This window comes from Streptomyces sp. S063 (genome assembly GCF_002832675.1).
Classification (GTDB): Bacteria; Actinomycetota; Actinomycetes; order Streptomycetales; family Streptomycetaceae; genus Streptomyces; species Streptomyces sindenensis.
Map to the genome: position 1 here is coordinate 3,370,460 of NZ_CP021707.1, position 15,095 is coordinate 3,385,554.

The following is a 15,095-nucleotide window of genomic DNA, read 5'->3' on the forward strand; positions in this document are numbered from 1 at the left end:
CGGGTACTTTCCTGCCATGCCCCCGCCCCTGCCCGCACCCCGGCCCCATCACGTGGTGGCGCTGCTCAACGATCCGCAGTCGCCCTTCGAACTCGCCTGTGCGGCCGAGGTGTTCGGGGGCGTCCACGCGGAAGTGCCCGCGCGCTACACCTTCGAGATCTGCGCGCGGCGGCCCGGCCCGCTGCCGACCACCACCGGATACCCGCTGCTCGTCGAGAGCGGCCTCGACGCCCTGCGGAGGGCGGACACCGTCGTCGTACCGGGCTGGCAGCCGCCCGGCGGACCCGTGCCCGGCGACGTCCTCGACGCACTGCGGGCGGCCCACCGGCGCGGGGCGCGCACCGTGTCGATCTGCTCCGGCGCCTTCGTCCTCGCCCGGGCCGGGCTGCTGGACGGCCGGCGCGCGACCACGCACTGGCGGCGGACCGGGCAACTGGCTGACGCCTTCCCCGAGGTGAGCGTCGTCGAGGACGTGCTGTACGTCGACCACGGCGATGTGGCGACCAGCGCGGGAAGCGGAGCGGGCATCGACCTCTGCCTCCACCTCGTACGGTCGGACCTGGGCTCCTTTTACGCCGCCCAGGTGGCCCGGAGCATGGTGTTGCCGCCGCACCGGGACGGCAGCCAGCTCCCGTACGCGCCCCCGCCCGCCCTCACGGACCCGGGCACCGGCCCGGGAACCGGCACCGGCACCGACGCGTCGCTGGCCCCCGTCCTGGAGTGGGCCCTGACCCGGCTGGCGGCGGACCTCTCCGTCGGCCGGCTGGCCGCGTACGCCGGACTCTCCCCGCGCACCTTCGCCCGCCGGTTCGTCCGCCAGGTCGGGGTCAGCCCCGGGCAGTGGCTGCTCCAGCGGCGCATCGACGCGGCCCGGTCCCTGCTGGAGCGGACCGATCTGCCCGTCGAGACGGTCGCGGCCCGGGTGGGACTGTCGTCGGCGGTCAACCTGCGGCGGCGGTTCCGTACCGCTGTCGGGACGACGCCCGGCGCGTACCGCCGCCTCTTCGGCGAAGCAGGGACAGCAGCGAGTGCGGTCGACCGCTGAGCCACCGGGACGCTCCCGCATGGCCTTCGTCACAGGGAAAACACAGAAATCGAGGGCAACTGCACGCTTTGGCGACGTCTGTCCGCTCCGCCTGCCCCCGCCCCGCCCCCGGGCCTCCGAATATTCACCCGGCACCGTCACAGAACCCCCATACGATCGGTGCAGGCAGCCCGCGTGATCCATTCCGCCGTGGCAGCCGCCTCTCCGTGCTCACGCACCCATGACCTCAACTCCACACCGCCGGAACGCCGCTCGCCGCACCATCGTTCGACCTCCTTCCGGAGCCGACCCAAGGGAACCTGTGAAGATTCGCCGCGTACTCGCCACCGCCGTCGCCCTCGCCGTGACCACCCCCGCTGCGCTGCTCGCGGTCAGCCCCGCGTACGCCGACGCCAAGCCGGCGGCGCAGACGCAGGACCAGCGGAAGAACAAGCCGAGTATCAAGGAGCTGGAGGAAGCGGCCGCCGAGGCCCAGAAGGCGTACGACAAGGCTGCCAAGGCGGAGGCCGCCGGGCGCGTCGAGCTGGAGAAGACGCTCGATGACCTCAGCGAGGTCAACGGCACCCACCCCCTCGCGGTGGCCTCGGCCGCCGCCAAGCAGGCCGCCACGGACGCCGCTGCCGCGAAGACCGCCGCCGACCAGGCCGTGACCGACGCGAAGGCGGCCCTGGACGCCCTGACCGAGACCGCCACGGAGGAGGAGAGGACCGCTGCCGAGACCGCGCTCTCCGAGGCCGAGGCGACCGCGACGGCGGCCGCCACCGCCAAGACGGCCGCCGACACCGCGGCCGCCGAGGCCCGGGAGAAGCTCGACGACGCACGCGTCGCGGCGGTCCGCGCCTACGGCGTGCTCCAGAATGCGGCGGAGGACGCGCTCGCCGCGAAGGTCGCGGCCGACGCCGCGCTGGCCAAGGCCATCAAGGAAGCCGAAGAGGCCGGGGAAGGCGAGGAAGGCGAGGAAGGCGGGGACTGCGAGCCCGAGCTCGACCTCACCGCCGAGGTGACCGGTCTGCCGAACAAGCTCGTCGCGGGGACGTCCACCGACTTCTCCATCCGGGTGACCAACGGCTCCGACCGGCACATGGACGAGGTCCTCACGTTCGTCTCGGTCCACGCGACCGACAAGAGCGGACTCAAGGACACGGAGAAGTTCTTCCGCCTCCAGTGGTCCTCCAAGTCCGCCCCGAAGTGGCAGAACGCCGACGCGGACGACTACATCGACGGTGTGGGCGCGCTGAAGCCCGGCGCGCACGCCGATCTGAAGCTGCGCCTCACCCTCGACAAGGCCACCCCGGCCGGCAACGGTGTCGCGTTCATCGCGGCCGACTTCTTCAACGAGGACGGCACCTGCGGCGGAGCGCCCGGCCTGGACATGTACGAGTTCGACGTCAAGGCCGCCGGCAGCAAGCCCGGCAAGACGGAGGACGCCAAGCCCTCCAAGACCACGAAGCCGGGCAACACCGGTACGACGCCCCAGGGTTCGTCGTCGGCCACCCCGGTGGCCACCGGCACGAACGGCAGCCTCGCCGCCACCGGTTCGTCCTCCGCCACCACGTCGATCGCCCTCGCGGGCGGTGCGGCCGTGCTGCTCGGCGCGGCGGCGGTGTTCGTGGTCCGACGCCGGAAGACGGGCTCGGACGCCTGACCGCGAGAGCCGTAGAAGGGTGCTGAGGGGGCGGGGTCCTGCGGTACGGACCCCGCCCCCCTGTCAGCGGGAGGCCCGGAACCGGCTCCGGTACTCCGTGGGCGTCGCGTTCAACCGTCGCCGGAACGCCCGTACCAGCGTGTCCACGGTTCCGAACCCGCAGACGGACGCGATGCGTTCGAGGGTGGCATCGGAGGACTCCAGCTCGTTACGGGCCTTCTCGACCCGGACGGACTCGATGTAGGCGTGCGGGGTCGTCCCGAGCTCGGTCTTGAAGATCCGGGTCAGGTGGCGGTCGCTGACGTGCGCGTACTCCGCGAGGTCCACGACGGTGAGCCGGCGGCCGATGTTGCGCAGGATGTGGTGCCGGAGATCTTCGATGCGTCGGGTCGCCGAGATCTGCTCCAGCGGAACGCTGAACTGGCTCTGTCCGCTCTGCCGCTTCAGGTACATCACGAGCTGCCGGGCGACGCGCAGTGCGACGGCCTCGCCGAGGTCGTCGGCGATCAGGGCGAGTGAGAGATCGAGGCAGGCGCTGATCCCGGCCCCCGTCCACACATCGCCCTCGCGGATGAAGATCGGGTCGGCGTCGACCTCGATCTCCGGGTGGTCGGCGGCCAGTTGCCGCGCGGTCGACCAGTGCGTGGTGGCGCGCTTGCCGTCGAGCAGCCCGGCGGCGGCCAGCAGATGGGCCCCGACGCAGACGGAGGTGGTCCGTCGCGTCCGCGCGGCGAGCGTCTTCACCCGTTCCACCAGCCCGGGATCGACGAGGGCGTGCACGCGCCGCTCGCTGTCGACCTCCACCGAACCGGGCACGATGAGGGTGTCGATGCTCCGACCTGCGGCCTCGTCGAAGGTGAGATCCGGCAGGATGCGCACCCCGGCCCCGGTGGTGACGGGCTTCAACGTCTCTGCGGCCAGGACGACTTCATACCCAGCGGCGTCGTCGGTCTCGCGGCGAGCGAGCGAGAAGACCTCCGGAGGCCCGGTGACGTCGAGCAGGTCGACGCCGTCGAAGAGCACGATGACGACGAGCCGTCGGACGGTATCCATGGGTGCCCTCCTGTCTCCGCTCCCCCGCCCCCATGTCGGTATCTGCATGCTAGACGTCATTGTGGACATGCGGGGCGGCTCCTAGCGTGGAGAACAGCTCGCCGCACGGAACGGGCGAGCACTTCCCCGACCTACGACTTCCGAGGCGGTACACCCATGTCCCGAACCACCCTGCGCGAACTCAACGGCTTCGACGCGGCCCCGGCCACGCTGACCGGCTCGACGCTGATCCTCGTGGACTTCCAGAACACCTACACCCGTGGCGTGATGGAACTCGACGGCTGGCAGCCCTCGTTGGAAGCGGCCGCAGACCTGCTGGCCCGGGCCCGCGAGGCGGGGACGAAGGTCGTGCACGTCATCAACGACGGGGGCGAGGGCAGCCCGTACGACATCCGGGCCGAGATCGGACAGATCCACCCGGCGGTCGCCCCGGCCGACGGAGAGCCCGTCGTCGTCAAGCAGGCCCCGAACGCCTTCCACGGCACGGACCTCGGCGAGCATGTGCCCGCCGGCCAGGACGTGATCGTGGCCGGCTGGATGACACACATGTGCGTGGCGTTCACCGCCCAGGGCGCATTCCTGCGCGGCAACCGCCCCACGGTCGTCGCCGACGCCTGCGCGACGAGATCCTTGCCGGTCCTCGGGTCCGACCTCGACGCCGCCCAGGTGCACGACGGCGCCCTGGCGACGATCGCCGACCTGTACGGGGTGGTCGTCGCGGGACACAAGTCCCTGAAGTAGCTCGGGCGTTCCCCACTCCACGCCGCAGACTGGCCCCCGAAAACACGGCGTCCCAGCATGTGATGACAGCGGCGGGCATGCGGCAGGTCGGCGAGGACGAACGCGTCAAGTACTACGCGGTCTCATGGAGTCGGTGAGACCCGGATCCCGTGGCACTACGTTCTTGGCGCGTGCGGCCCCGCAGGGGTGCACGCGATCTGCATCCGGGCGGGGCGGTCTCGTAGCTCGCGGCCATGACCGAATGCGTGCAGGTATCGACAGAGACCCGAGAGCAGGCGGTTGCTCTGGCCGGTGGCACCGTTCAGGAGCACTCGCGGCAGGCGCTCAGGTTGTGGGGCCCGCCCCAGCGCCTCTTCCGTGTGCGTGGTCGTCAGGCCGACAGCGACGCAGCCGGCAGCCACCGCAGCCTGAACACCTGCGGGCGCGTCCTCCACGACCAGGCACTCCGATGCGGGGGTTTCCTGGGCCAACAGGCGGTCGAGCGCACTCCGTTCGGCCTCCGGGTCCAGATGCGCGGCCACGTCCCTGACCGTGTCCTCAGGACGCCGCCCGAACGTCAGCTCCCACACCTTCGCAGGGTCCAGGCCTCGTGCCGCCGACCACGCGTCCCAGACCCTGCGGTGCGCGCCCGCCGAGTCCAGCAGGACCCCGTCCACGTCGAAGAGCACGGCAGAGATTCTCATTCGGGCATGCTCGCAGAGGTCTAATTGAGCTTGTACGAGCAGGGCTTGCCCGAGCCTTCCTCGCTCTCCACGACCTTCTTGCCGTCGACGGTGATCGAGCACTGTCCCGCGCCGAGCTTGCCGTCCGGCAGGGTCACATGACCGGGCGTGAGGATCACCAGGCGGCCCACCTCGCGCTCCGCACCTCGCGCGGCGATGGTGGCCGTCTTCTTCCAGGGCAGGGTGATCTGCTCGAAGTCGGAGTCGTCGAGGGTGTACATGACGGTGCTCGCGCCGGTGCCCTTGACCTCGATCGTCACCTCGTGCGGGGTGCCTTCACCGTTTCCGCCGGATTCCTCGGGCTTACCGGTGGCCTCCGCGGCCGGGCCTTTCGCCTTGCTGTCCTTCACGGGTTCTTCCGCGCCGCATCCCGTGAGCAGGACCGCGGCCATGGCGAGGCTCGCCCCGATATGTATCTTGCGCATCATTCCCCCGTACTGGGCATTTCCGGCGGTACTCGGCCCGCCAAGGTTTTCCGAACAACCCTATAAGGCCCATGGATCGCGCCTCGCCAGCCGCTCCATCCGCGAGGCTCCTACCGGGTCGCGCGCCGCCACGACCCGGTAACTCCCCGTAAAGCTCCCACCGGATCGTTCGCCACCGCGACGCGGTGAGGCGCGATGTTAACTACTAAAGAACCAAGAGAAATAACCAAACCCAACCCAACCCGGCCGGTGGGAACCTGACGCGTCCCAGAGCGCCTTGACCGGCTTCCGGGGGAATTCGCGGCTCCATCACTCACACGGGTGACATTTCCCAACTCAGCTCGCTTTCGGGCAGGTTGCCCGGCATATGCTCACGCCAGAACCACATCCCACACATACGTCGGCCCCCGACCGGGACTGCAATCCCAACCGGGGGCCTGACCACCAAGGAAGAAGCACCCTTCCCGATGGATACCCAGCAGAATACTGCCCTCACCCGCGCCCTGGCGGAGGTTCCCGGACCTCTCCCCACCTCCGGCGTCATCCACATCACCATCCCCCACACCGACCGCTTCACCGTCGTCGGCAACCACCTCGCCCAGCACCCCCACCTCAGCTGCACCGCCGTCGGCATCGCCGTACGCATCCAGTCCCTGCCCCAAGGGACCGAGATCAGCATCAAAGCCCTCGCCGCCCGCTGCAAAGAAGGCGAGAAGCGCATCGCCGCAGCCCTCCGCGAACTCGAAGCCCACGGCTACCTGCAACGCTTCCGCCACCGACTGCCCGGCCAGAAGGTCATCACCCGCACCGTCTTCTGCAACCAGCCCGCCGCGCTGTCGCACCCTCGCAGCCAGGCGCCCGTAGCGGCCCCGGCACAGGCACCGATCCCGGCGCGGTCCCTGACCCACGTGCCGGATCCGGACCCGGACCCGGCGCCTGTGCCGCCCGTTCCGCCGACGCCTCCCGAACCCCCCGGAACGTCCGCGCCGGAAACCCCCGCACCCCTTCCCGTACCGCCCCCGACGCCCCCACCGCCGCCCTTCGTACCGCTCGTACCGCCCCCGACCGCGCCCAAGCCGCCGCGTCCGCCCCTCCCCCAGCCCAGCCTCCTCACCCCTGAACTCGACCGCGCCGCCACCGCGCTCCTCAGCGACCTGCGCCGCCACGCACCTCAGTTCACCCTCTCCGAGGACGACATCCGTCACCTCGCGCCCGCGGTCGCCGCCTGGCTCGAACGCGACGCACACCCCGACGCCATCCGTCACACCCTCACCAACGACCCGCCCCAACCCCTCCGCCACCCCGTCAAACTCCTCAGGCACCGGCTGACCGCCCTGCTGCCCCCACCGCTCCCCGGAGCAGGCGACCTCGTCGCCCCGGCCCGGCCCCGCATCCTCGTCACGCCCTTCCAGACCTGCGACGACTGCGACCGGGCCTTCCGCTCCCCCACTCCAGGCCACTGCCGCGACTGCCGGACCGAGCACCCGAGGATCGCGGCCTGAACCGGGCACGTAACAGCTCCCGACAACACGACGGCTCGGATTCCATCGGCCTCGGAACGCCACGGTCGAATGACCAAGAGCATATCCATTAGGGCGCTTTGTCACCCTGGCTCGATGCGACTGGCAGAAGCGTGCTCCCGTGAACTCCTTGATTCGCTCCGAGCGTCGACAAGGATGAAAAGCGCTTACCCGAGCAGTGAATCTCCCGAATCAGCATGTGCGCTCAGGTAATTCAGCATCACTCCGAGGGATCTGAGTCATACATGGATTGGGACGTCGTCCTCGTGCTGCTCGCCGTGGCAGCCATGGCCGGATGGATCGACGCGGTGGTCGGCGGCGGCGGACTCCTGCAACTGCCGGCGCTGCTCATCGGCGCCAGTCATCTGCCGGTGGCCTCCGTGCTCGGCACCAACAAACTGGCCGCGACCTTCGGCACCTTCGCCGCCGCCCTGGCGTACGGCCGCAAGCACCCGATGTCGCGCAAAGTGGTGGCCGTGGGCGGCAGCGCGGCCGTGGCCGGTTCGGCGGGCGGCGCGCTGGTCGCCTCCGCCGTCTCCTCCGACTTCCTCCGTCCGGTCATCCTCGTCCTGCTGGTCGGAGTGGCCGGCTTCGTCCTGCTGCGCCCCAGCTTCGGGGCGGGTCAGCCCGGAGCGAGCGCGGAAGGCCCGGACGCCTCACGTCAGGCTCCCGAGCGGCGCAGGGCTGCCCTGCTGGTGCTCCTGGCAGGGGGCGGGATCGGCTTCTACGACGGACTGGTGGGCCCGGGAACCGGAACCTTCCTCATCGTCACCTTCACGACCGTCCTCAGCCTGGAGTTCATCCGGGCGCTGTCCACCGTGAAGATGATCAACGTCGGTACCAACCTGGGCGCGCTGCTGGTGTTCGCCTCGCAGGGGCACGTGCTGTGGCTGCTGGGGCTCGGCATGTCGGCCTTCAACGTGGCCGGAGCCCTGGTCGGAGCGCGGATGACGTTGGCGCGGGGCAGCGGCTTCGTCCGGGTCGTGCTGCTGGTCGTCGTCGCGGTGATGATCCTGCGCCTGGGGTACGACCAGTTCAGCTGAGGCCCACGGGGCCGGTTCCCCGGTGGCAGCGGAGCGGCGCCTGCCGGACCTTGCTCGGTCCCGGCAGGCGCCGCTCGTCGTCAGGCACCGTTCTACATCAGGCGCCGCTCGACGTCAGGTGCCATTCGAGATCAGGCGCTGATCGGCGCGGCGATCTGCACCCGCTTGAGGTGCCGGGACGGGTCGTCGAACGCGTTACGGGAGTGCAGCATCCGCCAGTTGCTCCAGACGATCATGTCGCGCTCCTCGTACTGGACGGCGACGTGACCCTCGTCGTAGATCTCCTTGCCGCGCTCCACCAGTCGCCGTGCGAGCTCGTCCCCCTCGGGCACGACCAGGTTGTTGTAGGAGAAGCGGAAGACCAGTTCACCGTCGACCTCCTCCAGCACCGGGTGCTCGGCGTGGTGCTGGACGCCGCGGCGCGCAAGGCCCTCCGTCGACTTCCACTCGTAGGTGGTGTCGAGGAAGTGCTGCTTCTCCTCCTCGGTGAACTCGCGGAGGATCCGATTGCCGTCGAGCATGGTGGTCTCACCACCGAGTCCGGATGCGGGCTTGACGCACCACAGGGCCATGTACCGAGGAGGGGTCCCCCGGAACTCGTAGCCCTCGGTGTGCGGAACCAGCGGCCGGCGGTTCTGCGCGTGGTAGACGTCGTCCATGTCGGACTCCGGCTTCAGGTCGCCGATCACGGTGCCGGTGGGGGTCGGCTGGAAGTCACCCAGCTCCTTGAGGAACGCCACATGGTCGAAGCTGTCCGGCACGTTGACGATCTGAACGTATCCGTTATTTCCCAGCAGCTGACGGAACGCGTACTTCAGAACGCTGTCGGGCAGCGGGTCGTTGTTGACATCAGAGCAGGAAAGGACGCTGTCAGGCATCTTCGCCACGGTGACTTCCTCTGGTTAATTCAAAGTTCACAGACCGGGGTTTCCCGCTCCGAGAACTCATCCTTGTCACCCATGGCCCCGCAGATCCAGGCTCTCAATCGTCGCTCATCGGACTGTCCACACGTCGCCACAGGGACGCTCTGCGTGTATGGCGTATTTCGGGCCAGTGGGGCCACTCGGGGCGCGATTTCGCGGCGGGTCGGCCGTCGGCGGCACCCCACACCGAGCCCGGAAAGCAGCACGGCCGCTCACGTCCGTCGAGAGGGTGACTCCCGACAGGAAGTGAGCGGCCGCAGTGTGCGGTTTACGAGTTCCGGCCTCCCCAACCGGTATCGCGCACCGCGGTGGCGAGCAGCGCGACCGAGGGACGTTCCGGGACGGATCCGGCCGGCACAAGAAGGGCGCACCGACGGGCGGAATGCACGGGACCAGGAATGACGGAAGGCTCCCAACGATGAGTCATATGCCAAGTATTCAGCAACCGGGCGAGCGCACAACCCTATTCATCGGGCGCGATCCCGATGCAAGGGAGCCCTGGTGCGCACGTCCGACAGACGCGATACGACAGGAGGCCAAACCCGTCGCTATGGGTTGACTGGGGCATGTTTGGCGCCGTCGGGCCTCTGGCCCTTCTCAAGGAGCCCGCTGCGATGGATCAGGTACCCGGCCTGAAGCCGGCTGTTCGCTCCGAGCTCCTTCGAGATCCTGACGAGACGCCGTTGCAGGGTGCGTATCGAGATGCCGAGCCGGCGGGCCACCGCGTGATCGCTCTCCCCGCTCACCAGCAGTCGGACCAGCGCGTGATCCATGTCCTCGGACACGGTCCGGATCTGACCGGAATCGTGACCGACCGGGAACAGGTCGCTCTTCAGCCAAATATGCTCGAACGCCTGCACCGCGAAGTCCACGACACTCCGGTCACGGATCACCATGGCGCCCCGGTCGTGACCGGCGAGGGACACCAGGGCCGCCTTCCGGTCGAAGATGATGACCCTCATCAGGTTCGCGCTCGTCGTGCGCACCTCACCGCCCAGGCCGGTCAGCCGCTCGGTGTACGCGACGGTCGCTTGGTGGTAGCGCGCGGGATGCTGATAGAGGGTGCGCATCCGTATGCCCCGGCGCAGCATCCCTTCATCCCTTTCGATGGCCTCCGTCAGCTCTTCGACGTTGCGGCGACCGCCCGGCTGAGCGGTCAGCACCTCCTCCTGGCACTCCGCCGCCAACTGCTCGATCGTGGCCAGTACGTCGCCGAGTTCGGGAAGGGCCTGCAAAGGCTGGGCTCCGCCCGTCTGGCAGTGCTCGAAAAGCGGAAGCAGCCCCAGCAGTTCGTGCCGGAACCGCTCCACCTCCTCCATCCTGCGCCGCAGCCCGTTCTCGATCGGGGTGGCGACCAGAGCCACCGCGGAGGACGGACTGACGGCGGAGACACGGTTCTTCGATCCGGGCTTCGCATTCAGCAGTCGCAGCGCCAGCAGACGGCGCACCGAACTCTCGGCCTCGTTGCGGGATATCCCGAGTCTGGTCGCCAGCTCCGACGCCTCCGCGTGGCCGCTCTCCAGTACGCACTCGTACAAACAGCGGTCCACTTCGGTCAGGTAGGCCTCGCTGGTCGGGGCTGTTTCGGGAATGCCTAGCACGTTCTCTCTCCCCCTGCCGGGAACGGACAGTCCGCCCGATGATCCCACGGCAAGATCACTCTTCCCCGAGTGAGAAAAAGCTCGGGTTCCGCATGATTACCGGGGCGTGAGTGGTTCGTGGGGGCGCGTGTGCCCGGAACTCGGTTGTATGCGACGGAAGCTGAGGCAGCGTCGGACGAGCCCGCCCGGTCGGGGGTGGACGGAAAAGTGACGCGTCCGACAATCGGCCCTCTGCTTTCGGAAACCGAAGGCCGAAAACCGAAGGCCGAAAACCGACGCCGGGAAGCCGGGTTCGGAAAACCGGGACCGAAAGTCCGGGAGAACGAGAAAGGGGCGGCGGGCCTTCTGGCCCGCCGCCCCTCCTTCACCGGGGAGTTACCGGATGACCGTGATCCGGTCCGTCGCCGGCGGGGCCAGCGGTGCGGTGGCCGAGGAGTGGGCCGCCAAGTAGGCGTTGAACAGGTCCAGGTCGGACGCGCCGACCAGCTTGTTCGTACCCTCGCCGAGGGCCGGGAAGCCGTCGCCGCCGCCCGCGAGGAACTCGTTCATCGCGACACGGTAGGTGCGCGCCGGGTCGATCGCCTCGCCGTTCAGCTTGATGGTGTCGGCGACCACGCGGTCCGCGCCGCTCTTCGTCAGGTCGAGCGTGTAGGTGAGGCCCCTGGAGACCTGGAGGATCTTCGGGCTGGCCTCGTTCGGGCCGCTGACCTGCTGCCGGAGCGCGGTGACCAGCTGGGCACCGGTCAGGTCGACGACGTTCATCATGTTGGTGAACGGCTGCACGGTGAACGCCTCGCCGTAGGTGACGACCCCGTCGCCCTCACTGCCGGACGCCTTGTGCACCAGGTCCGCGCGGATACCGCCCGGGTTCATGAACGCGACTTCCGCGCCGCCCTTGTCGGCCGGGGCGAGCCCTTCGAGCTGGGCGTCGGCGATGACGTTGCCGAGCGGCTTCTCGGGGGCCGTGGAGCCGCGGCCGTTGATGTCGGCGCTGATCCAGCCCTGCGGCCTGTTCGCGATCGGCGCCGCGAGCTTGTTCCAGCGGTCGATGAGACGGGTCATGTCGGGGGCCTTGGGCTGGTCCCGGGTCACGACGTGGTTCGCGGACTTCACCGACGTACGGACGATGTCCTTGGTGCGGCGGTCGTAGGTCAGCGTGGTGTCCGTGTACAGCTTGCCGAACGACGAGGCCGACGTGACCATGCGCGGCTTGCCGGACGGGTCCGGGACCGTGCACACGTACGCCTGGTGGGTGTGGCCCGTGACCAGGGCGTCCACCTTCGGCGTGATGCCCTTGGCGATGTCGACGATCGGGCCGGAGATGCCGTCGCCCGCGCCGGGGCTGTCGCAGTCGTAGTTGTACGAGGTCGAGGCCGGGGCCCCGCCCTCGTGGATCAGCGCCACGATGGACTTGACGCCCTTGCGGTCCAGCTCGCGGGCGTACTTGTTGATCGTCTCGACCTCGTCGTGGAACTTCAGGCCCTTGACGCCGTTGGCCGTGACGATGTCCGGGGTGCCTTCCAGGGTCACGCCGATGAAGCCGATCTTGACGCCGTTCTTCTTCCAGACGGTGTACGGCTTCAGCAGCGGCTTGCCGGTCTTCTCCTTGGTCACGTTGGCCGCGAGGTAGGGGAAGTCCGCTCCCTTGAACTTCTTGCCCTTCTCGTAGCACCCCTCGACCGGGTGGCAGCCACCGTTCTGGAGGCGGGCCAGCTCGGTGGCGCCCTCGTCGAACTCGTGGTTGCCGACCGCCGTGACGTCCAGGTCGAGCTTGTTCAGCGCCTCGATCGTCGGCTCGTCGTGGAAGAGGCCCGACAGCAGCGGACTCGCGCCGACCATGTCACCGCCGGCCGCCGTGACGGAGTACGGGTTGCCCTTGCGCGCGGTGCGCAGCGAGGTCGCCAGGTACTCGACGCCACCGGCCGGGATCGACTCGACCGTGCCGTCGGGGTGCGTCTTCGAGACGTTCCCCGCCGAACCGGCCGGCGGCTCCAGGTTGCCGTGCAGGTCGTTGAACGACAGCAACTGCACGTCGACGGTACGGGGCTTGTGGCCGTGGCCGTTGCCGTGCCCGTGGCCCCGGTCATGGGCCCCGGCCGGCATCGCGGCGACGAGCGCGCCCACGGTGGCCAGACCGGCCGCGGCGGCGAGCACCCGCCGGGAAGCGCGGTTCTTCTGTGGAGTCGCTGACATCGGTCCCCTTGTGGTGTCAGTGGTCATCAGTCAGTGGTGCCGGCGGCCAGCCAGTGGTGGCGCTGGTTCCACTTGTCTGCATCCTGCGTGCGCAGCCTAGAGTCAACGCGCGTAGCGCAACAGATGTTCGGGGTTACGGACTGGTTGCCATCCGGGGATTCATCTGTCCGTCGGCCTGTTGGAGACACGTGCGCACCAGGCTGCCGCGCACGTGCTCCTCCACCCGTAGGCCCCTCGGGGGCCCGGCCCGTCCCAGCCCGCCGCGCCGCCGCCCGGCGTGCCCGTCGCCGTACGCTCGGACGCATGACGACTGACGCACCCCTCCCCGCTCCCGGACGCGAGATTCAGGCCCTCGACGCACTCGACTCCGCACAGGCCGGGGCCGTCCTCGCCCTGCTCGCCGAGGCTGCCGCGTCCGACGGCCGACAGGCGGTCTCCGAGCAGGGCAGGCTTCGGATCCGGGGCGGACACCGCGACGGCGTACGGCACTTCCTGCTCACCGTCGACGGCACGCTCGCCGGATACGCCCAGCTGGAGGACACCGACCCGGTCGAGGCCCCGGCCGCCGAGCTGGTCGTCCACCCCGACCGGCGCGGCTGCGGACACGGCCGGGCGCTCGGGGCCGCCCTCCTCGCCGCGACCGGCAAGCGGCTGCGGGTCTGGGCGCACGGCGGCACCTCCGCGGCCCGCCACCTCGCCCAGGTGCTCGGCCTCTCCCTCTTCCGCGAACTGCGCCAGCTGCGGCGGAGCCTGATCCCGCTGGACCTCGCCGAGCCGGTCCTGCCCGAGGGCGTCACCGTGCGGACCTTCGAGCCGGGGCGGGACGACGCCGCCTGGCTCGCCGTGAACCGCGCCGCCTTTGCTCATCACCCGGAGCAGGGATCGCTGACCCAGCAGGACCTGGACGACCGCAAGGCGGAGCCCTGGTTCGACCCGAAGGGCTTCTTCCTGGCCGAGCGGGACGGCGAGATCATCGGCTTCCACTGGACGAAGGTGCACGCCGAGGAGCAGGTCGGCGAGGTGTACGTCGTCGGGGTCCTGCCCGAGGCCCAGGGCGGCGGCCTCGGAAAGGCGCTGACCTCGATCGGCCTGCACCACCTGGCCGCCGAGGCCCTGCCCACCGCGATGCTCTACGTGGACGCGGACAACACGGCGGCCGTGACGGTGTACGAGCGCATCGGCTTCACCACGCACGAGGTGGACCTGATGTACCGCACGGAGTCCTGAGGTCTCTCGCCACAACGGCTCCGGGACGTCGGCCCCATAGAAGTGCCTCGTCCGACTCGGCAGAAAATCTATCGTGGCGGGAGTAGACATCTACCCCTCGGCAGGGTTAGCGTTTCCTCGTAGCCGGAAGGAAAGAAGGCACGGCAGACACGAACTGCCGCGCATGCAGGTCAGAGCAGTATGCGGAACGGCAGTGGAGCGAGGGAGCCGGAAACGGTGGGTTCCCTCACTGACTGCCGGGCCGGGCGGCCCCAGGGGCCGCATGCGTTACCGCAACATCCGCAGTACCGAGCAGTACCCGCAGTGAAGCAGTACCCGCAGTATCGAAAGAGTGAAACCGAACGAGGTAAGGAGCAGACGCCATCAGGATCGCCTGAGCGAGGAGGATTCCGCTCGGGTACCGCAGAGACCCCGGAACGGAAGGTGGTCCCCGGTCACGCATTCGCGATCCCCGCTCACCCGCCCCCTCGGGCGGACCGGCGGAACAGATGAGCCGGCACAGTCGGCCGGCAGATGGTGTTGAAAGCTCGGGGCCCGAGCACCGTGAGGTGCTCGGGCCCCCCGACGTGTCCCCGAAAGAAGAGGTGCTATGCCCCCTCGCAGTACCCGCCCCACCGACAAGTTCGACGATGACGACTACCCCGCCTACACCATGGGCCGGGCCGCCGAGATGCTCGGCACGACCCCCGCCTTCCTCCGCGCGCTCGGCGAGAACCGCCTGATCACCCCGCTGCGCTCCGACGGAGGCCACCGCCGTTACTCCCGCTACCAGCTGCGCATCGCGTCCCGCGCCCGTGAACTGGTCGACCAGGGCACGAAGATCGAGGACGCCTGCCGCATCGTCGTCCTCGAGGACCAGCTGGAAGAAGCACAGCGCATCAACGAGGAGCTGCGGGCCGACCGCACCCCGGCCCCGCCGGCCGCGTAACCGCGGATCCGTGCACGCGCCCGGTCCTC

The 15,095-nt window shown here is 69.4% G+C and carries 13 protein-coding genes and 1 pseudogene; 8 read left to right on the forward strand and 6 right to left on the reverse strand.

Annotation, left to right across the window (positions count from 1 at the left end):
• Nucleotides 1-16: 16 nt before the first annotated feature.
• Both CCZ36_RS15350 and CCZ36_RS15355 read left to right on the forward strand, forming a co-directional pair.
• Nucleotides 17-1,045, forward strand: a complete 1,029-nt coding sequence (locus CCZ36_RS15350; RefSeq protein WP_206515734.1) for a GlxA family transcriptional regulator — start codon at nt 17-19, stop codon at nt 1,043-1,045.
• A gap of 301 nt (nt 1,046-1,346) precedes the next feature.
• Entirely contained in the window at nt 1,347-2,690 is a 1,344-nt protein-coding gene (locus tag CCZ36_RS15355; protein WP_069742383.1) for an LAETG motif-containing sortase-dependent surface protein, read from the forward strand.
• Between the two features lie 63 nt (nt 2,691-2,753).
• On the opposite strand, the gene CCZ36_RS15360 is transcribed toward CCZ36_RS15355, so the two are convergent.
• Entirely contained in the window at nt 2,754-3,743 is a 990-nt protein-coding gene (locus tag CCZ36_RS15360; RefSeq protein WP_128817878.1) for a GlxA family transcriptional regulator, read from the reverse strand.
• 156 nt (nt 3,744-3,899) lie between these two features.
• Between CCZ36_RS15360 and CCZ36_RS15365 the strand changes: the two genes are divergently transcribed.
• Together CCZ36_RS15365 and CCZ36_RS35715 are read left to right on the forward strand one after the other, a co-directional pair.
• The gene (locus CCZ36_RS15365; RefSeq protein WP_128817879.1) at nt 3,900-4,484 is read left to right on the forward strand and encodes an isochorismatase family protein; all 585 of its coding nucleotides are present in this window, start codon (nt 3,900-3,902) and stop codon (nt 4,482-4,484) included.
• A 38-nt stretch (nt 4,485-4,522) separates the two neighbouring features.
• Nucleotides 4,523-4,621 (forward strand): annotated as a pseudogene (locus CCZ36_RS35715) (GNAT family N-acetyltransferase); the annotation flags it as partial.
• 18 nt (nt 4,622-4,639) lie between these two features.
• Here the strand turns inward: CCZ36_RS35715 and CCZ36_RS15375 are convergent.
• Both CCZ36_RS15375 and CCZ36_RS15380 read right to left on the reverse strand, forming a co-directional pair.
• The gene (locus CCZ36_RS15375) at nt 4,640-5,167 is read right to left on the reverse strand and encodes a hypothetical protein (protein WP_237302670.1); all 528 of its coding nucleotides are present in this window, start codon (nt 5,165-5,167) and stop codon (nt 4,640-4,642) included.
• 20 nt (nt 5,168-5,187) lie between these two features.
• Nucleotides 5,188-5,634: a hypothetical protein gene (locus tag CCZ36_RS15380; RefSeq protein WP_237302671.1), complete on the reverse strand. Its 447-nt coding sequence runs from the start codon at nt 5,632-5,634 to the stop codon at nt 5,188-5,190.
• A 464-nt stretch (nt 5,635-6,098) separates the two neighbouring features.
• Here CCZ36_RS15380 and CCZ36_RS15385 point away from each other — a divergent pair, with 464 nt between their 5' ends.
• Entirely contained in the window at nt 6,099-7,133 is a 1,035-nt protein-coding gene (locus CCZ36_RS15385; protein WP_128817880.1) for a hypothetical protein, read from the forward strand.
• Nucleotides 7,134-7,396: 263 nt separating this feature from the next.
• Nucleotides 7,397-8,194 (forward strand): TSUP family transporter, encoded by a 798-nt coding sequence (locus tag CCZ36_RS15390; protein ID WP_069738079.1) that lies wholly within the window; start codon nt 7,397-7,399, stop codon nt 8,192-8,194.
• 131 nt (nt 8,195-8,325) lie between these two features.
• On the opposite strand, the gene CCZ36_RS15395 is transcribed toward CCZ36_RS15390, so the two are convergent.
• The 3 genes from CCZ36_RS15395 to CCZ36_RS15405 all read right to left on the reverse strand — a co-directional run bounded on the left by CCZ36_RS15395 (nt 8,326) and on the right by CCZ36_RS15405 (nt 12,911).
• On the reverse strand, nt 8,326-9,072 hold the full coding sequence (locus tag CCZ36_RS15395) for a TauD/TfdA family dioxygenase (RefSeq protein ID WP_234428189.1): 747 nt from the start codon (nt 9,070-9,072) through the stop codon (nt 8,326-8,328).
• A gap of 593 nt (nt 9,073-9,665) precedes the next feature.
• Nucleotides 9,666-10,766 (reverse strand): response regulator transcription factor, encoded by a 1,101-nt coding sequence (locus CCZ36_RS15400; protein ID WP_128817881.1) that lies wholly within the window; start codon nt 10,764-10,766, stop codon nt 9,666-9,668.
• A 327-nt stretch (nt 10,767-11,093) separates the two neighbouring features.
• The gene (locus tag CCZ36_RS15405) at nt 11,094-12,911 is read right to left on the reverse strand and encodes a bifunctional metallophosphatase/5'-nucleotidase (protein ID WP_069738076.1); all 1,818 of its coding nucleotides are present in this window, start codon (nt 12,909-12,911) and stop codon (nt 11,094-11,096) included.
• 303 nt (nt 12,912-13,214) lie between these two features.
• On the opposite strand from CCZ36_RS15405, the gene mshD reads away from it, so the two are divergent.
• The gene (mshD, locus tag CCZ36_RS15410; protein WP_069744256.1) at nt 13,215-14,138 is read left to right on the forward strand and encodes a mycothiol synthase; all 924 of its coding nucleotides are present in this window, start codon (nt 13,215-13,217) and stop codon (nt 14,136-14,138) included.
• A 589-nt stretch (nt 14,139-14,727) separates the two neighbouring features.
• Nucleotides 14,728-15,066 (forward strand): MerR family transcriptional regulator, encoded by a 339-nt coding sequence (locus CCZ36_RS15415; protein WP_069738074.1) that lies wholly within the window; start codon nt 14,728-14,730, stop codon nt 15,064-15,066.
• The last annotated feature ends 29 nt before the right edge of the window (nt 15,067-15,095 follow it).